The sequence below is a fragment of the Enterococcus sp. AZ015 genome (genome assembly GCF_050499225.1).
Lineage (GTDB): Bacteria > Bacillota > Bacilli > Lactobacillales > Enterococcaceae > Enterococcus_D > Enterococcus_D entomosocium.
The window spans coordinates 835,621-854,391 of the sequence record NZ_JBMHEX010000001.1; the positions used below are offsets into that span (position 1 = coordinate 835,621).

16 protein-coding genes are annotated in these 18,771 nt (G+C 41.6%); 12 read left to right on the plus strand and 4 right to left on the minus strand.

The window, feature by feature from the left end:
* The first annotated feature begins 110 nt into the window (after window positions 1–110).
* Both IGK85_RS03785 and IGK85_RS03790 read left to right on the plus strand, forming a co-directional pair.
* Window positions 111–410, plus strand: coding sequence for a MazG-like family protein (locus IGK85_RS03785; RefSeq protein ID WP_005237365.1), 300 nt, complete (start codon window positions 111–113; stop codon window positions 408–410).
* A gap of 71 nt (window positions 411–481) precedes the next feature.
* Window positions 482–940 (plus strand): GNAT family N-acetyltransferase, encoded by a 459-nt coding sequence (locus IGK85_RS03790; RefSeq protein WP_008377253.1) that lies wholly within the window; start codon window positions 482–484, stop codon window positions 938–940.
* A 345-nt stretch (window positions 941–1,285) separates the two neighbouring features.
* Here the strand turns inward: IGK85_RS03790 and IGK85_RS03795 are convergent, their stop codons facing one another.
* A complete protein-coding gene (locus IGK85_RS03795; protein ID WP_005237363.1) occupies window positions 1,286–1,426 on the minus strand; it encodes a hypothetical protein in 141 nt (46 codons plus the stop codon).
* 612 nt (window positions 1,427–2,038) lie between these two features.
* Between IGK85_RS03795 and IGK85_RS03800 the strand changes: the two genes are divergently transcribed.
* Together IGK85_RS03800 and IGK85_RS03805 are read left to right on the plus strand one after the other, a co-directional pair.
* The gene (locus IGK85_RS03800; RefSeq protein WP_008377254.1) at window positions 2,039–3,682 is read left to right on the plus strand and encodes an SH3 domain-containing protein; all 1,644 of its coding nucleotides are present in this window, start codon (window positions 2,039–2,041) and stop codon (window positions 3,680–3,682) included.
* Window positions 3,683–3,926: 244 nt separating this feature from the next.
* Entirely contained in the window at window positions 3,927–5,699 is a 1,773-nt protein-coding gene (locus IGK85_RS03805; RefSeq protein WP_429972138.1) for an oleate hydratase, read from the plus strand.
* Between the two features lie 87 nt (window positions 5,700–5,786).
* Here the strand turns inward: IGK85_RS03805 and IGK85_RS03810 are convergent, their stop codons facing one another.
* Window positions 5,787–6,575 carry a MerR family transcriptional regulator gene (locus IGK85_RS03810; protein WP_008377256.1) on the minus strand — a complete coding sequence of 263 codons (789 nt, stop codon included), beginning with the start codon at window positions 6,573–6,575 and terminating at the stop codon, window positions 5,787–5,789.
* A gap of 73 nt (window positions 6,576–6,648) precedes the next feature.
* Here IGK85_RS03810 and IGK85_RS03815 point away from each other — a divergent pair, with 73 nt between their 5' ends.
* The 4 genes from IGK85_RS03815 (at window position 6,649) to IGK85_RS03830 (ending at window position 11,218) form a co-directional block, all read left to right on the plus strand.
* Window positions 6,649–7,272, plus strand: coding sequence for a GNAT family N-acetyltransferase (locus IGK85_RS03815; RefSeq protein WP_008377258.1), 624 nt, complete (start codon window positions 6,649–6,651; stop codon window positions 7,270–7,272).
* Between the two features lie 157 nt (window positions 7,273–7,429).
* The gene (locus IGK85_RS03820) at window positions 7,430–8,269 is read left to right on the plus strand and encodes a Cof-type HAD-IIB family hydrolase (protein WP_008377260.1); all 840 of its coding nucleotides are present in this window, start codon (window positions 7,430–7,432) and stop codon (window positions 8,267–8,269) included.
* 108 nt (window positions 8,270–8,377) lie between these two features.
* Complete coding sequence (locus IGK85_RS03825) at window positions 8,378–9,325, plus strand: hypothetical protein (RefSeq protein ID WP_008377262.1); 948 nt, start codon at window positions 8,378–8,380, stop codon at window positions 9,323–9,325.
* Window positions 9,326–9,553: 228 nt separating this feature from the next.
* Window positions 9,554–11,218, plus strand: a complete 1,665-nt coding sequence (locus tag IGK85_RS03830) for a peptide ABC transporter substrate-binding protein (protein WP_005237349.1) — start codon at window positions 9,554–9,556, stop codon at window positions 11,216–11,218.
* Between the two features lie 193 nt (window positions 11,219–11,411).
* Here the strand turns inward: IGK85_RS03830 and IGK85_RS03835 are convergent, their stop codons facing one another.
* On the minus strand, window positions 11,412–11,993 hold the full coding sequence (locus IGK85_RS03835; protein WP_005237347.1) for a polymer-forming cytoskeletal protein: 582 nt from the start codon (window positions 11,991–11,993) through the stop codon (window positions 11,412–11,414).
* A 245-nt stretch (window positions 11,994–12,238) separates the two neighbouring features.
* Window positions 12,239–13,048 (minus strand): MurR/RpiR family transcriptional regulator, encoded by an 810-nt coding sequence (locus tag IGK85_RS03840; RefSeq protein ID WP_008377267.1) that lies wholly within the window; start codon window positions 13,046–13,048, stop codon window positions 12,239–12,241.
* A gap of 107 nt (window positions 13,049–13,155) precedes the next feature.
* Between IGK85_RS03840 and IGK85_RS03845 the strand changes: the two genes are divergently transcribed.
* The 4 genes from IGK85_RS03845 to IGK85_RS03860 all read left to right on the plus strand — a co-directional run bounded on the left by IGK85_RS03845 (window position 13,156) and on the right by IGK85_RS03860 (window position 18,376).
* Window positions 13,156–15,027, plus strand: a complete 1,872-nt coding sequence (locus tag IGK85_RS03845) for a beta-glucoside-specific PTS transporter subunit IIABC (RefSeq protein WP_081487899.1) — start codon at window positions 13,156–13,158, stop codon at window positions 15,025–15,027.
* Window positions 15,024–16,466 carry a glycoside hydrolase family 1 protein gene (locus IGK85_RS03850; RefSeq protein WP_005237340.1) on the plus strand — a complete coding sequence of 481 codons (1,443 nt, stop codon included), beginning with the start codon at window positions 15,024–15,026 and terminating at the stop codon, window positions 16,464–16,466. The genes IGK85_RS03845 and IGK85_RS03850 overlap by 4 nt, the downstream gene beginning before the upstream one ends.
* A gap of 1 nt (window position 16,467) precedes the next feature.
* Window positions 16,468–17,928 (plus strand): glycoside hydrolase family 1 protein, encoded by a 1,461-nt coding sequence (locus tag IGK85_RS03855; protein WP_008377272.1) that lies wholly within the window; start codon window positions 16,468–16,470, stop codon window positions 17,926–17,928.
* A 247-nt stretch (window positions 17,929–18,175) separates the two neighbouring features.
* On the plus strand, window positions 18,176–18,376 hold the full coding sequence (locus tag IGK85_RS03860) for a cold-shock protein (protein ID WP_005225331.1): 201 nt from the start codon (window positions 18,176–18,178) through the stop codon (window positions 18,374–18,376).
* Window positions 18,377–18,771: the final 395 nt, after the last annotated feature.

Below are 18,771 nucleotides of genomic sequence, written 5' to 3' on the forward strand. Positions count from 1 at the left end.
TTAGATCAAAATTCTAACGTTTTGGGGTCACTATTTTTTGAGGTGATTTTTTTACTAAGTTTCTATTTTGAATTTTAATTAAATGGTATACTATCCCAAAAGGAGCGACTATGAAACTATCAGAAATGCAAAAAGCGATTTATCAAAACAAGATTGATCACCAATTCAATGTCACCAATATTGAAAAAGAGTTTTTGGCTTTATATGGTGAAATAGGGGAGGCCTTTGATGCCTATCGGAAGCAACAAGAGGTAGGAGAAGAATTGGCGGATGTGGCGATTTATCTTCTTGGGTTAGCAGAAATCCTTTCCATTGATCTTGAAGCAGAGATTCATAAAAAAATGGCCGTCAACCAAAAGCGCCGTTATATCAGTTATGGCAATGGCTATGCAAAACGAATCGATGATTGATACACGCACAAAAATTAGTGGATTCTTCGAGTATAGGCTCGACCGAAATAGAAAGGGAAGCAGGAGATAGGATGGAAAAGAACGTAAGCATGCGTGAATTAACAACGGCAGATTTAGCAGAAGTCGTGGACCACTATATTGCTGTATTTTCAGCAGAACCATGGAATGACCAATTGACAGTGCCGCAAATCACCGACTATGTATCATCAATGATGGCAATGAATACTTTTATTGGTTATCGACTAACAAACCGAGCATCGAATGAATTGATTGGTCTTTCATTGGGCTTTATCAAGCCCTGGTATCAAGGAAAAGAGTATGTGGTCGACACCTTTTTAATTACAGGCACGCACCAAGGAAAGGGCTTGGGTTCCACTTTCTTAGAAATGATCAAAGAGGATCTGCTCAAGAAAGAGATTCCAACGATCCTGTTAGATACCGAAGAAAGTATGCCCGCAGCGGATTTTTACAAAAAGAATGGCTTTAAACCGTTACCAGATAATGTGAGCTATTATTTATCTCTAGATTAATTCAAGCATGTCAATAACTAAAAAGTCTGCAAAAAAATCGCAGGCTTTTTAGTTATGCACAGTTTCAACAGGTTTATCCACAATATATTGTAGGAACGTGTTTTCGCCTACTAAATATTGTGTTTAAGACCCGTTGGAATAAGAAACTGTCGCTTCTTTTGAGGAAGAGTTTCCCTTTATTGCATTGATGGTAGTCATTCGGTGATTTTCAAGGTGAATTGACAATGGTTGAGATAGAAAGTATCATAGCCTGCTTTTTTTTCGATTACAATAAAGACGAGACTCGCCACCCTTCGGCGAAGCCTCGTCTTTTTACAGATCAACAAAAAAAGAAAACGCAGGATTCTACGCTTTCTTTTTCTGTTCTTCTTTTTTCTTGTCTGTGGTCGGTACGGAATCTAGGGCTTTTTTGAAAATCTCTTCTTTTTTCGTTTTGTAGTTATGTTGTCGTTCAGCATAAACTTTTTCTTTCGTCTTTGTTTTCATACTCGGTCACCTCTTCCTTTTTTTTAGTATAGCATAATTTCACAAACTTATGCAAATTCTTGGTTTTCTCCTTGGTATTATAAACTTTCGTATGAAATACATTGTGAAAATATTTCTTTCGGTAGAAGTGAGGGACTTCTCTATCAAAAAATTCGTATCCAGTTGGAAGCGATGTAACAGGATTTCATCATAGCGTCGATCACACTGGTAAAAGAAGCATTCTTTTTGAAAAAACTTTTTTCACAGAATCCCGTGTGTAAAAAAGGAATGATAAATGGGTGATTTTAGTATCGATTTTTGAAAAAGGGGATCAGGAAAGAAATGTTATTCAAATAACAGTCTTGATTTTCAAAAAGTGGGTTTGTTTGTAAAAAAAATCCTGTTTTTATTCGCGAATTAAAATAACGTTGAATGAAATAGCATTTTTTTGTTGTTTATAGAAATCTTTGTAAATATAGTGCCAACGGTCAGCGTCAAAGAGAAAGTGATTAAAAAGAATAACGCAGGAAAATAAATGACACGTTTTATTAAACGCAAATTAAAAAAATACAAAACGAAAACAATATCAAAAAATATTAATTTTTGTTAAAATGGGGTACAGGGGGTGTTTTATTGGAATCTCGGAAAATCAAACGGAAGCGTTTAGTGAAACAAAAACGGTCCCTTTTCGTACAAAAAGGATTGGGTATCACAGCAGCGTTAGCATCAACATCAGGTGTCTTTACGTCTCTTGCTCATGCGACCGAAACGACGAACGCTTCGTCATCAACCAACACAACTGCTACTCTTGCCAGATCGTCAGCTGAAACGGCGATCAATCGACAATTTAAAACAACAGCTTCACTGAATGTTCGTTCAAATGCTTCAACAAGTGCCTCTATCGTAAGTGGTGTAGGAGCAAATACAACAATCACTGCGGTGGCTCAAAAGAACGGTACCTCAGTGAATGGCAATACAATATGGTATAAGCTATCAACAGGCGGCTGGATCTCAGGGGCTTATGTGAAGAGCACCTCAGGCTCTTCTTCTGCCAATACAGGCTCGTCCAATTCGTCGTCTTCTTCATCGGAAAAAGCAATTTCGAAATCAGTGAAAACGACTACTGCATTGAACGTCCGTTCAAATGCAACGACAAGTTCTAGTGTCGTACGCGGTTTGAGCAGTAATGCGACAGTACAGGTCGTTGCACAAAAGAGTGGGACATCGGTGAATGGCACGACCACTTGGTACAAATTGTCCACAGGCGGTTGGATCACGGCAGCCTATGTCAAAGATGTTTCCAGTAGCTCCACAGGCAATAGTTCTTCTGGCGGCAATACAAGTGTTTCTGCAGAAACGGCTATCAGCAAGAACGTGAAAACAACAGCGGCATTAAATGTTCGTTCGAGTGCGTCAACAAGCGGCAGTGTCGTTGGCAGCCTAAGCAACAGCACGACGGTGAAGGTCGTTGCCCAGAAAAATGGCACATCCGTTGGCGGCACCAATGTTTGGTACAAAGTATCGACTGGTGGCTGGATCACAGCGGCATATGTGCGTGACGTCACGTCTAGTTCTGGAAATACAAGTAATAACAATAATTCAAACACAGGTTCAAACAATACTGGTTCATCAAACGGCTCAAGCAATGCGAGTGAGCAAGCCATCAATAAGACGTTCCAAACAACCACTGGGATGAATGTGCGCTCAAATGCATCGACTTCTGCAAGTGTGGTCAGCAGTTTGGGCAGTAATGCGACCTTCAAAGCAGTGGCTCAAAAACAAGGCACGTCAGTCAATGGCAATACCACTTGGTATAAGTTATCAACTGGTGGCTGGGTATCTGCAGCATATGTCAAAGAAGTCAGTGCGACGACTCCTGGCAACAATAACAACGCAGGCAATACTAATGTTCCGATGAGCGTGAACGGAGCAGCGATCGTTGCAGAAGCTAGAAAACATATCGGCACTCCTTATCAATGGGGAGGCAAAGGACCAGATGTCTTCGACTGTTCTGGGTTTACACGCTACGTCTTCTTAAAAGTGACGGGCAAAAACATCGGTGATTGGACAGTCCCACAAGAAAGCGCAGGGACGATCATTCCTGTCTCGCAAGCACAAGCTGGCGACTTGCTGTTCTGGGGTCAAAAAGGGAATACCTACCATGTAGCGATCGCTACAAGTAATACAAGCTATATCCATGCGCCAAGCACGGGTTATACAGTCACCGAAGCACAATCAGGCTTTTCGACTGCTAGCTTCGCTCTACGCGTGAAATAAATATTTTATTGAAAAGGCAAAGGGTTTGTCCTTTGTTAGAAACGCCCCTAAGAAAGCTGCAATCAGTTTTCTTAGGGGCGCTTTTTGTGCTGGGCGCAGATCTTCTAAAAGGTGGGACTTTGCCCTTGTTTTTTTGACAAAAAGGCCGATTTGTCAAAATCACTTGATTTTACTAGTACAAATTTTTGTCAAAAAAAATAGTTACTGATACCATAAAAACGTACCAATATTAGGAGGGATCTACATGAGATATACGAACGGAAATTACGAAGCTTTTGCAAGAAGCAGAAAACCGAAAGATGTCGAAAAGAAAGAAGCCTATATTGTTGGTGGGGGATTAGCAGGACTTGCTGCGGCAGTCTTCTTGATCCGTGACGGCCATATGGCGGGTGAGAAAATCCACGTCCTTGAAGAACTTTCTTTATCAGGCGGTTCATTAGACGGAAAATTCATTCCCCATGATGGATTTGTGACCCGCGGCGGTCGAGAAATGGAAAATCATTTTGAGTGTCTGTGGGATTTATTTCGCTCGATTCCGTCTTTGGAGGTGGAAGATGCTTCGGTGTTAGATGAGTTTTACTGGTTGGATCACGATGATCCAAATTCGTCTAACTGTCGGATCATCCACAATCGCGGCCAACGAGCAGCAGATGATGGAGAATTTACCTTGTCTGCTACAGCACAAAAAGAATTGACTCAATTATTTATGACTTCAGAAGATCAATTGATCGGGAAAAAAATCGAAGATGTTTTTGGCGAAGAATTCTTTGAATCCAATTTTTGGCTATACTGGTGTACGATGTTCGCCTTTGAAAAATGGCATTCGGCGATTGAAATGCGGCGCTATGTGTTGCGTTTTGTGCATCATATCGATGGCTTGCCTGATTTTACCGCGTTAAAATTTACCCGTTACAACCAATATGAGTCATTGGTCAAACCACTACTTGCTTATTTGGAAGAACAAGGAGTCGACTTCCAATATGAATGCACAGTCAGCAATATCGATGTTCGGATCGTGGGCGAGGAAAAAGTTGCTCAAAAACTTGTGCTAGAAAAAGCGGGGGCAATCGAAGAAATTCCTTTGTCAGAAGATGACTTGGTCTTTGTTACCAACGGATCGATCACTGAAAGTTCCACGCAAGGGGACCATTATACTCCAGCGCCTATCTCAAAAGCACCTGGTGGTAGCTGGCGTTTATGGAAAAACTTGGCGGCGCAATCGCCTGAGTTTGGTCATCCAGAAGTCTTTTATGAAAACTTATCTGAAGAAAGCTGGTTTGTTTCGGCAACTGTCACTTGGCAAAATTTTGATGTTGAACCTTATTTAGAAAAATTGACCCATCGCAAGTTGCGAACAGGCAGAATCGTCACTGGGGGGATCATCACCATCAAAGATTCCAATTGGATGATGAGCTTTGCGACCCATCGCCAACCGCACTTTAAAGAACAAAAAGACCAACAAACGATCACATGGGTGTATGGATTGTTGTCAAATACGCCAGGAAACTACATCAAAAAACCAATTGAACAATGTTCGGGACAAGAAATCGTGCAAGAACTGCTTTACCATTTAGGCGTGCCGGAAGCAGAAATCCAACGCATTTCAAAAGAATCAAGTGTGGCAGTTCCGGTTTACATGCCGTTTATCACTTCCTACTTCATGCTGCGTGAGCCAGGGGATCGGCCATTGGTTATTCCAAATGGCTCCAAAAACTTAGCTTTTATCGGTAATTTCGCAGAGACTGAAAGAGACACTGTTTTTACAACAGAGTATTCCGTTCGGACTGCAATGGAGGCTGTTTATCAGCTATTAGATGTGGAACGCGGGGTACCAGAAGTGTTTGCTTCCGCTTATGATCTGCGTACCTTGGCCAAAGCTGTCTATTATCTGACCGATAAGAAAAAAATCACGGAAATGGAGCTACCATTTATCGAACGGAAACTATTGGAAGGCTTCGTTAAGAAAACCGAACATACCTACATTGGCGATCTGTTGAAAGAAAACCATTTGATTTAAATAAAGCGCAACGACAACGAGGCAAAAGAAACTGCTCGTGGTCGTTGCGTTTTTTCATTTACTTTTTAGTGTTGTTTAGACGAATCCTTATTCCTCAGATAAAATCCGTACTTGGATCTCTGTCAAATAAGCTTGCTCGTTGCTAAGGGTCGTTTCATGGATCGATCGTTCATAGAAGTAGTCATCGATTTGCCATTGGTGCGCTGCAATCAGCTGCTTGAGTTTTTGATAGAACTGCTTCAATCCTTCGTCATCCCCCTGATAAATGGTGGTAAAATAGCAACCTGCCGGTTTCACGAAGGAAGCTCGTTGTGGTTCTTCTTGCCGCACATAAACGTAGTCGATGTCCTGCGTATTGTCTTTGTTCGTCCGAATCATAAAACCGTATTCGTTATTCGAGAAAAGATAAGGCTGTGCCATCAAAAGGTCGTAGGCTTGGGTGATCATCTCTGGGATGCTGCTGCCGTTTAATCTAGGACTAAGGGAGAAATACTCCTCTGGCAGTTCCTTCAAGGTGAAGGGGGAAGTTTTTTCTGCAGCCAGACGCAAGTCCGCTGCTTTTCGTTCGATGATTTTTTGGATGTTGGTCAACTGCTGAATTTTTTCATCGATGGTTTGCCGCTTGGCTTCCAATAAGTTTCTCATGGTCTCGGCATCCCCCTGCAACGCTGTTTGAATCTCTTTTAAGGGCATCGATAATTCTTTCAATGACAGGATCAATCCGAGATCCAAAAGTTGATCAAGGGAATAATACCGGTACCCGTTCTCGTCTTTGCTGTTTGGTTGAAATAGCCCAATCTCGTCATAATAGTGGAGTGTCCGAGTATTGATTCGCGCTAAGCGTGCCATTTCCGATACTTTTAATTTGGTTTTCATGGCGTTCCTCCTTGACTTTACAGTTACTGTAAACTTTATACTAAAGATAGTCAACTACTGGGAGGAAGATAGAATGAATAAACAAGTAACATATCGACCATTTAAACGAGAAGATCTGCCTGCGCTTGTGCAAGTAATTATTGATAGCTGGAACTACGACAAGCAATTTGACCAGAAGACCGCCAAACACTTTGCTCATGTCTTTTTGTGTTATGAACTTGCCCGTGCTACCTATTCACGTGTGGCTCTTTTAAATGGTGAAGCTGTCGGTATCTTATTAGCAGACAGTAAAAGAGGGAAGAAGCTTCATCCAATGCGCTATTGGGGGAAAACGATGTGGCATGCTGGCTGCTTAATGCTTTCTAATCAAGGGAGAAACACGCTGCTGCATTATGCCAAAGAGGTGGCTGAGTTAAATCAAGCGATGTTGAAAGACTTACAAATTCCTTTTCAGACCGAAGTTGGTTTGTTTGCCGTTAGTCCCAAAACACAAGGATTGGGTGTAGGCAAGCAACTCTTTACTTCCTTCTTAGCGATGGTCCAGCATGATAAAACAGCTCCGTTTTTCCTTTATACCGATACAACTTGTAATTACGGTTTTTATGAGCATATGGGCTTGAAGCGGGCAGCTGCTGTGAAACGCTGGATCAAAAAGCCGATCAAGAAGGAAATCGAGTTTTATATCTATACTTCCTAAGAGTGCAGCGATGCACTCTTTTTTTCATTGGCTAGTATGGTAAACTGGAAGCAAAGAAGGACAAGAAAGCTGTTTTCGTTTTATGGAAACGGCGCTTGTTTTGGTCGAAAGCGATGGATCAATTCGCTTTCGTAAAAAGGATGGGGAATGGGAAAGGATGGTTTATTTGGAAAAAAAGCAGATTGGGTTTATTTTAAGTGATATCGATGGGACGATCTTGGATCATAAACATCAAATCGATCCGGTTTTGATTGAAGAAATCAAACGGTTGAAGCAGCAAGCGATTCCTTTTGTTTTGGCTTCCGCTCGCTCCCCGAAAGGAATGCTACCGATAGCTGAAGAATTAGAGATAGAAGACTGGCCCTTGGCTTGCTACAACGGTGCCCTGATTGGACGGTACGATCATACGGGTACGCTTGTACCAATATTTAGTCATGAGGTCAAAAAAGCAGAAGCAAAGACTTTGGTTGCTCGCATCAAAGCTGATTTTCCTACCGTTTCCATCAATGTCTACTCTGGTGATCAGTGGTATTGCGAAAGAGTGGATCAGTGGGCACAGGCAGAAGCGGAGATCACCAAAGAGACCCCTTTGGAAACTTCATTGGAACAACTGTTGGCACAAGAAGCTTTTGAGGTACATAAGTTTCTTTTGATCGGCACAACGGCAGAAATCCAAGCGCTTCATGCTGCCTGCCAGAACGCTGACTTTTTAGAAAGCGCCTTTTATTTATCCAAAGAGAATTATTTGGAAGTCACTCATCAAGCTGTGGGAAAAGATAAGGCGCTAAATGAATTAGCGGCCTATTTCCAAGTGCCGCTGGCGCAAACCTTAGCGATCGGCGATAATTTTAATGACCTGCCAATGATTGCTTCAGCCGGTATCGGTGTTGCGATGGAGAATGCGCCCGATTTGGTCAAAGCAAAAGCTGATTTTGTGACGGCTAGCAATACAGACCATGGGGTTGCTGATGCATTGCGGCGATTTGTCACAGAATAAATAAAAAAACTAGGTTTTTTGAACAAATTGATTGACTTTCATTTCTACTCTCCTTAAACTTTTAGCTATACCTAAAAAGGTAAGTGTTTGTTGGAAAGAAGGAGAAAAATGAATAAGAAGATCGAGAAGACATTGACCAAATTTGCCGAGCCGTTGGGGCTCTCAGTTGATACTTCCACCGGGGTGATTTATGGAACGTATCATAGTTATAAACTTTTTTTAGTTCAAGAGAATAACAATAGTTATTCTCTTGTGGCTCATTTTTCCCTTAGCAAAGAGGGGGAACTTCCGAACCAAGAAGAAGTCAAAGAAGTTTTAAGTGAGTCAAAAGAGATCACCGACTGTGTGATCCAAGGATATCAAGTTGCCTATACATTACGCGGAGCGATGACTGCAGGGAAAACTGTGGACAAGATCTGTACTGCGTTGGACCAATTGACGAATTTCTTGAAGACGAAAGGTTACCAAAATGCTTGTACCTTCTGCGGAACGATCACTGAGCCGGTTTCGCTGTATGCTATTGGCGGCACTCCCGTCATTGCGTGTGAAGCTTGCTTTAAGAAACAACAAGAAGCGGTCCTTGCACAAGAACGGGAAAAAGGGCAGAAAAAAGAAAATTGGCTAGCTGGAACAGTGGGCGCGTTTCTTGGTTCACTGATTGGTGCCGGCGCAATTATTTTATTAGGACAACTGGGATATGTAGCTGCATTGTCTGGAATCGCAATGGCGATCTGTGCCATCAAAGGGTATGAATTATTAGGTGGAAAACTCAGTACAAAAGGTATTATTAGTAGTATCATCGTCATGATCATTATGGTCTATGTCGGGAATCGTATCGACTGGTCGATCAGTGTAGCGAATTATTACACGGACGTTGATGTCTTCTACGCTTTCCGTATTTTACCTGATTTGATTCGTGAAGGGTATTTGGAAGCGAGTCAATATTACGGGAACTTAGGTCTGGTCTATCTCTTTACGGCGATTGGGGCTATTCCAACTATTATCGCTGCGGTACGAGAGGGTAAAGTGACGCGTCAAAGCTATAAAATGGAGTAATCCACTTTTCTATCCAAAGATAAAAAAACGCAAAGCGCGATCTCTTTCGCTTTGTGTTTTTTGTTTTTGTGTCATAAATAATAACATGCAGTGTTAACATAAAAAATAAATAATAATAAAATGAGAAAAATAGCTTGCTTTTATAATTAATATTTATTAAAATCTTATTTATATTCAGAGTTTTGTAATAATTCTGAAAATTTTGGATTTTCATAAGGGGTAGGTAAGATGAAGAAAAAATGGGGATATGGTGTCATCGCTGTTTGTGGAATCGTATTAGCAGGTTGCTCAACAGGAGGGACATCAAGTACAGGTGAAAGTTCAAGTGGTAGTGGGACAGCAGCTGCCGAACAAATTTTTAATGTTGTGGTTCAACAAGAAATGCCTAGTGCCGATCTATCCTTAGCCACCGATACGATCAGTTTCAGTGCTTTAAATAATGTGTATGAAGGGTTGTACCGCTTAGATGCTGATAGTAAGCCCGAACCAGCAGGTGCCGCCGAATTAGCGGAAGTCAGTGAAGATGGTCTGACCTATAAATTGAAATTACGTGAAGATGCCAAATGGTCAAATGGAGAACCAGTAACAGCAGCGGATTATGTCTTTGGCTGGCAACGCACCGTAAGTGCGGAAACAGGTTCTGAATATGCGTACTTATTTGCGCCCGTAACCAATGCCGAAGCGATAACAGCAGGTGAAAAAGATGCCTCAGAATTGGGGATCAAAGCAGTCAGCGACTATGAATTAGAAATCACGCTGACGACACCTACGCCATACTTCCAATACTTATTGGCATTTCCATCCTTCTTCCCACAAAGCCAAGCAGTCGTAGAAGACAACGGCGATCAATATGCTTCAACAAGCGACAATGCCGTTTACAATGGACCGTTTGTGTTAGCTGGCTTTGATGGTCCAGGAACCGATACAGAATGGTCATATGAAAAGAACGACCAATATTGGGATAAAGATACGGTGAAACTTGATACGATCAATGTCAGTGTTGTAAAAGAATCATCGACCTCCTTGAATCTATTCCAGGATGGGCAAGCGGACGACGTCATCTTAACAGGAGAATTGGCGCAGCAAATGGCCAATGATGAAGCGTTTGTGTCAGAACCATTAGCCCGTACTTCCTATATCGAGTTGAATCAGCGAGAAGAAGATTCGCCATTTCGCAATGAGGATCTGCGTAAAGCAATCTCTTATGCCATCGATCGTGATGCATTAGTGACATCGATTTTAGGTGATGGTTCATTGGCTTCCACAGGATTGATACCAAAAGGAATGACCTTTAACCCAACTGATAATACTGATTTTGTCGATGAAGCGGAAAGTGTCATTGAATACGATCAAGAAAAAGCCAAAGAACATTGGGAAAAAGCCAAAGAGGCTTTGGGAATCGATTCTTTAAGTTTTGAAATTTTGGCCTCTGACACAGACTCAACCAAAAAAGCCATTGAATATATTCAAAGTGCGATTCAAGATACGCTTGATGGGGTGAAAGTTAGCCTAAGTCCAGTACCTTTCTCCGTTCGCCTTGATCGTTCAAACTCAGGTGATTTTGATGTCGTTATGGGTGGCTGGGGTGCTGACTATGCGGATGCCAGCAGTTTTACAGATCTATTTGTAACCGATAATTCATACAACCGAGGTCGTTGGACAAGCGATGAGTACGATGCAGCAGTGAAATCATCTGCCACGACAAATGCTGGCAATCCAGATGCCCGCTGGCAAGATTTGTTGGATGCAGAGAAAATCATTATGGATCAACAAGGGGTTATCCCTGTGTACCAAAACGTTGAAGCTCATTTACGTGCACCAAAAGTAAAAGGGGTCGTTTCTCACGGTGCCGGTGCGCAATACGATTACAAGTGGGCAGTTATTGAAGAATAAGCGCCTAAAGAAGAAGCTGGTTTTGCGTAAGCAAGCCAGTTTTTTTCTTGTGCTTTGTTCTTACTTACACAATGTTAGTAATGAGAGCGGATGCAATTGTTTATAAAAAAACAAAAAAAAGTTGACAAGGATCAATGATCAACTTGTCAACCTCGTTTTTTCTTCATCTATTTCACAGAAATCCAGTGAAAGATTATTCGCTAACTGTTACGTCGCCTGTTACAGAAGCGCCATCTTCGTCAAGTGTTGCTGAATCTTGGAATTCTTTTGAAGTGAATGTTACGTTACCTTCAACTTTTGCACCGTTCAATACAAAGCCGTTTGCATTCACTTCAACGTCACCTTTGATTACACCGTGAACGATGTTGAAGTTTTCTGAGTTAACGATCAATTTAGGAACAGTTACTGTGTACTCAGCTGTTACGTTGCGGTCTTCATCTTGTGAGTACAATGCAAATTTACGGTAGATATCAGCTGAGTCATCGCCTTTATCATGGAATTCGCCATCAACGGTTACATCGTTATCAAATGTCATGTCAGCAGTTACAGCAACGATCCAGTTACCATCTGCACCCAATGCTTTTTCAATGACTGAAGTTTGGTCACTGATAGAAGCAGTTGAAACAACATCATCTGATGATTCAGTTGATGCAGCAGTTGAAGCTGCTGTTGATGATGAGCTTGCAGCTGTGTCGTTATCTGAACTACATGCAGCTAAAAGAGTGCCTCCCATAAGCAATGATGCAGCGATTAAAGTGATTTTAGTTTTTTTCATGTTTCCTTCTCCTTTGTATTCCCATAGTTTTCTTAAAAACAAAATGATTATACCATACCGAAGTGAAGTTTGTGAAACAAAAAACATAAATGAGGAGAAATTTAATAAATATCAGCCTAGGATTAAAAAAATTTCAAAGAAACTAGGAATAAATGCGTGACGCTTACGAATGAATGAGACATCTCATTCACAAAGAACCCTCCATTATGGAAGAAATGCCCTTCTTCTATAATGGAGGGTCATTACTACATTCGCTTTCGATCAGTCAACTGCTTGAACTTCGATACGATCAAATCCATGATGAACTGATACATAAAGGCATGGGTTTGGAAATGGGTTTGATGAGGGAAGATGATGGCTTCTTGGACAAAGGGAAGTTCCGAGATCTGTGGGTTGGCGGTGATCACGATGACTTTGGCTTTGGTTCGATCAAAGAAATCTTTTCGAGGCGTTCCATTTCGAATTTGTTGCTTGGTCAGGTAGTCACCGGAATTGGTAAAAATAATAAAAAGCGATTCTTCATCGGCAGATTTGATGATTTCTTCCTGTACGAGATCGTCTTGGAAGGTCCGAATGAACTTGCCGTTGTAAGCTAGTTTGATCTGGAAATCAATAGCAGCCGATTCTGAGAATAATATTCCAAAAGCAAAGACATTTTTATGCGAAACAATTGCTTGTGCGACCCGTTCGATGGCTGGCAGATCAAGATGATGCCGCAGATAATCGATGTCTTGTATCACTGCGTCAAAATAGGAGTCTACGCCTTCTTGCTCCAAAGCAGACAAAATATTCGAGCGATAATTTAGCGGATTGTTGAAGCGGTTCTCGATGAAAGCTGCGTTGTCTTTTAAATCACCATAGTCATCAAAGCCTAAGGTACGGGCGAATTTTGAAACGGTTGACTTTGACACATGGCAAAGAGCGGCGAATTCACCAATACTTAGAGTTTGGATCTGATCGTAATAGTTGATCATGGTCAAACCGATATAGTAGTTGGTGGAATCAGTGGGTGCATTATTTAAAAGATTCAATAAACGAATGATTAAGAGGCCCATTTTCTTTCCTTTCTTGTAAGCAGTTTCCAAATTGCGAACTTTCGCAGGTGAGAGAAAAAAATCTGCTATAGTAACGCCATAAAGCGCTTTATAAATCAAACACGGGAGTGAGTCATTTGGCAAAAGATTATTCAAAACTTGCTAGTGAAATTATAGCACAGGTCGGTGGGGAACAAAATATCGTTAGCCTGTATCATTGCATCACTAGATTGCGTTTTAAGTTGAAAGATGTCGAGTTGGCACGAAAAAATAAGAAAAAAATCCAGCAGCTTGATGGGGTATTGTCAGTCATTGAAGGAAATGGCCAGTTTCAAGTCGTGATCGGGAATCATGTGGCAGATGTTTTTCAAACGATCATGAGCAAGTATTCGATCCAAAACGCTTTGGAAAGTGATGGAGATGCCGAAGAATCAACAGAAAAACAAGGCAATGTATTTATCCGATTCTTCAATGTATTGTCTGCGATCTTTAATCCAATCATTGTTGCGCTTGCAGGGGCAGGGATGTTGAAAGCTTTACTAGTTGTTTTTACGACCTATCATTTGATGGACGCAGAAGGAAGCACCTATAAAATATTAGCTGCTGCTGGCAATAGTGTCTTTTATTTCTTGCCTTTATTTTTAGCGATCAGTGCAGCGCGGATTTTCAAAGTCAATATGTTTATTGCTTTAGCAATCGTTGGGGCGTTGCTGGAGCCGAATTTTACAGCAATGGTGACGGAAAACGGTGTGACGGTTGATTTCTTTGGCATCCCAGCTGTGCTGATGGGGTATTCGGGTACCGTGATTCCAGCGATCGTTTCGATCTATATCTACTCGCACTTGGAACGCCTACTCAAACGGATCATTCCTAAGAGTATCGAGATTTTTGCTCTATCGCTAGTGGCTCTTTTGATCATGGTGCCTCTGACCGTTTTGATCATTGGACCGGTAGGTGTAATGCTTGGGGACGGTTTAGGCAATGCCATGAACTTTATCAGCGATAAGAGTGGGCTGTTGGCTGGCTTGTTGATCGGTGGCGGTTGGACATTCTTAGTAATGATCGGGATCCATTGGGGAGTTGTACCGATCATGGTCAATAACCTAGCGGTATATGGCTATGATACGCTGCGCCCGATGATCGCAGCAGCAACATTTGCGAGTGCTGGGGTTGCTTTAGGTGTATTTTTACGCTCTCGCAGAAAAGAAACCAAAGGTCTGGCGCTATCTTCCTTGCTTCCAGCATTGCTTGGAGGAATTACAGAACCCATCGTCTATGGACTTTCGGTAAAATTTAAAAAGCCGTTGATTGCTCAAACCATCGTTGGTGCCATTGCTGGTGCGTTTATGGGCATGATGCAAACCAAGGCCATCGTCTATGTTTTTCCAGCATTGACGACATTGCCAGCTTTCTTTGGGGACACCTTTGTGTACTATTTGATCGGCATTGCCTTTGCGTTCTTCGGTACTGCTATTTTGACCTATGTATTAGGATTTGAAGAAACGCTAGAACCTGTTTTAGAAGAAGGTGCAGGGCTGCAAGTGATGACACCAGTTGCTGGTGAAGCGATCACGCTTGATGATGTCAAAGATGAAGTATTTTCTTCTCGAGCAATGGGAGATGGATTAGCCGTTTATCCATCAGCCGGCGATATTTATGCGCCACTTACTGGTACGGTTGTGACAGTGTTTCCAACTGGACATGCTTTTGGGATCCAATCAGCTGCTGGGACGGAAGTGTTGGTTCATATCGGCTTAGACACGGTTGATTTAGCAAAAAACGTGTTTGAGATTTCGGTGAAACAAGGGGATCAAGTCGTGAAGGGGCAAAAAATTGGCACCTTTGACTTAGCAAAAATTATTGAAAAAGGATATGATCCGACAACCATGTTGGTCTTTACCAGTGTGATCAAAGAAGATGCATTGACAGTTGTGGATCAAGCGAAAAAAGACGTTACCGCATTGGTAGCAAATGATTTATTAAAAGGAGCGATTTCATGAGTGTATTTCCAAAAAATTTCCTATGGGGCGGCGCAATCGCCGCAAATCAAGCCGAAGGAGCTTATTTGGAAGGAGGAAAAGGATTAAGCGTAGCAGATATTTTACCAGTTGGTGAAAAACGTATTGAGCAAGTTTCACTGCAGCTTGAAGAGGAAAACTTTTATCCGAGCCATGAAGCCATCGACTTTTATCATCGGTACCCAGAAGACATTGAACTGTTTGCGGAAATGGGCTTGAAGTGTTTGCGTACCTCAATTGCTTGGAGTCGCATTTTTCCGAATGGGGATGAGACGGAACCGAATGAAGCAGGTTTACAATTTTATGATGATTTATTTGATGCCTTGAATGAAAAAGGGATCCAACCAGTTGTTACGTTAGCTCACTTTGAGACACCACTGCATTTGGTAACGAAATATGGTGGTTGGCAAAATCGTGCACTGATCGATTTTTTTGATCGGTATACAAAAGTGGTTTTTGCACGCTATAAAGGGAAAGTGAAATATTGGATGACTTTCAATGAAATCAACCATACCCATACGATCCCTTTACTCGCAGCAGGTATCGATGTGTTTTCTTTCGAGACTGAAGAAGAAAAATTACAGGCACTTTATCAAGCGAGTCATAATATGTTTGTTGCAAGTGCCAAAGCAGTTCTGAATGGGAAGGCAGTAGATGAAAACAATCAGATTGGCTGTATGCTGTCACTGAGTCCGATTTATCCTGCAACGTGCAACCCGCAAGATGTTTTTGAATCGTATCAACTGCGCCGTCGTTCTTTGTTTTATAGTGATGTGCAATTGCGAGGAGCGTATCCTGAATACTTCGACCGCATCGTGAAGGATAATCATCTGTTGCTGGACATTACAGAAGAAGATCTAGCGATCATTAAAGCGGGGACCTGCGATTATTTAGGCTTTAGTTTTTACCGCAGCTCATTGCATGAAGCGGGCATGAAAATTTTAGGCAATACTGGCGGATTATTGGGGAAAAAGAATCCTTACCTAAAAGAAACTGCTTGGGGATGGCCGATCGATCCGTTGGCATTACGCTATGTTTGCAGCGAATTGACTGATCGCTATCAAAAACCATTATTTATCGTTGAAAACGGAATTGGTTTAAAGGATGTTGTCAATGAAGATGGATCGATCGTCGATGAAGAACGGATGGCTTATTTGAAAGACCATGTAAAGGCAATGGCGGAATCGATCAAAGATGGCGCAACGATTCTAGGCTATACATGGTGGGGACCGATCGATATCGTTTCTGCGGGGACAGGAGAGATGGAAAAACGATACGGCTTTATCTATGTCGATAAGCAAAATGATGGTAGCGGAGATCTTTCCCGCAAGAAAAAAGCTAGTTTTGCGTATTATCAGCAAGTGATCGCCACGAATGGGGAAGCGTTGGCGTACGAATCATTTTTGAAAGGAGGCAAGTAAAATGAAAAGTTATTTTCCAAAAGATTTCCTCTGGGGGGGAGCAACAGCTGCCAACCAAGTTGAAGGAGGCTCTGGGATCGATGGAAAAGGCTTGTCGGTTTCTGATGTCTATCTGTTCGATTCCTCAATGCCGAAAGAACGTTGGACTGACCAATGGCATATGATGACTCATCAGCAAGTTGCAGAAGCACAGGATCCTAACAGCACGAAATACTATCCGAAAAGACAGGGCATCGATTTTTATCATCACTTTAAAGAAGATATTCGCTTATTTGCTGAGATGGGCTTCAAAGCCTATCGGATGTCAATTGCTTGGACACGGATCTTTCCAAAGGGGAATGAGGTAGAGCCAAACGAAGCTGGATTGGCATTTTACGACGCAGTCTTTGATGAATGTTTGAAGTATGGGATTGAACCAGTGGTATCACTATCCCATTATGAGATGCCTTTGTATTTAGTGACTGAGTATGGAGGATGGCCGAATCGGCAAGTGATCGACTTTCATGTCCGTTTTGCCAAGACGGTGATTGAGCGATACCAAAAGAAAGTCAAATACTGGGTGACTTTTAATGAAATCAACTGTGTCAAACACCATCCATATGTTAGTGTTGGGATCATTGAAGAAGGCCATCTTAATATTGAACAAGAAAAGTACCAAGGGGCGCACCATCAATTTGTCGCCAGCGCAATCGTGACTGACTATTGCCATCGATTGATTCCCGATGCTAAGGTTGGCTGCATGATCAGCTATCAATTATTAACGCCGTACAGCTGTGATCCGGACGATGTCCAAAAAACAGTCGAAAGTCAACGAACCTCACTCTTTTTCAGTGATGTGCAGGCAAGAGGCTATTATCCAGCATATGCCAACCGCATGTTTGAAGAAAAAGGAGTGGAATTGGTGATCGAACCAGGAGATTTAGAAGTCATCCGGGAAAACCCTGTGGATTTTGTTTCCTTTAGTTACTATATGTCCAGTGCAGTCAGCGCGCATCCAGAACGATTGGAAAGTGCTGTCGGGAATTTGATTACTGGTGGGATCAAAAACCCCTATTTGCCAAGCAGTAAATGGGGCTGGCAGATCGATCCCAAAGGGTTGCGAACAGCATTGAATCAACTCTATGACCGCTACCAAAAACCTTTGTTTATTGCCGAAAACGGTTTGGGAGCAGAGGATGTCGTAAACGAAGATGGCACGATCGATGATTTTTATCGAATCGACTATCTGCGTCAGCATATTGAACAAATCAATGAAGCCTTACATGATGGCGTCGAGGTCTTCGGCTATACGGCATGGGGCTGCATCGATATCATCAGTGCTTCGACCTCACAAATGTCGAAACGCTATGGTTTTATCTACGTCGACCAAGACGATGAAGGCAATGGCACAAAGAAACGCATCAAGAAAGCATCTTTTGATTGGTACAAAAAAGTAATTGCTTCAAACGGCGCAACTCTTTGATTTTTGATTCTTCCAGATAAAGCAATTCCTAGGCTTAATCATAAGGTTTCTTAACAATTTCGCTTATTATCAAGAAAAAAGCCCAAATTTATTTGCTATTTTATTTTAACCGTGCTATGATGAATAGGTAAAGTTCTGATATGTTAATACTTGTTTATCTTTTCTATTGATACACACTTCAATTACACATCATTTTCTATTACAAACAAATAAACACAGTCGATGTGTAATATGGAGGTATACGTTTATGAATAACGGTACAGTAAAATGGTTTAATGCAGATAAAGGTTTTGGATTTATTACAGGTGAAGACGGCAATGATGTATTTGCTCACTTCTCAGCTATCCAAGGCGACGGCTTCAAAACTTTAGAAGAAGGTCAAGCAGTGACTTTCGACGTTGAAGAAGGCCAACGTGGCTTACAAGCAACAAACATCGTTAAAGGTTAATTGACGTTAACAAGCGAGAATCCATTGGGTTCTCGCTTTTTTTTGTTTTATTTTATGTAAATATTGAAATTGATAAGGTTTCCAGGATCTGTTACAAGAGAATAGTTGCAGGCTTTGAGGGCCTGACATGGTAAATAGTACATCTTTGCTTTCGATAGTCAACTAACCCTAAGCGTTGCGTTTTACTTATCCATGATTTCTCATTCGATGATAAGCGTATAAAAAGAGGAAAACAGAAAGAGAGGCTATATACCGTATTTAATAAATAAATGCTTTTCACAGTAAATGAAAAAGTGATTGAACAGGTTTAATAGCATCGCTATCAATAAAATCAATGATCGCTAGTGATTCAAATGGCATGTCTCATTTGAATAGAATAAAGAGACAGGTACAGT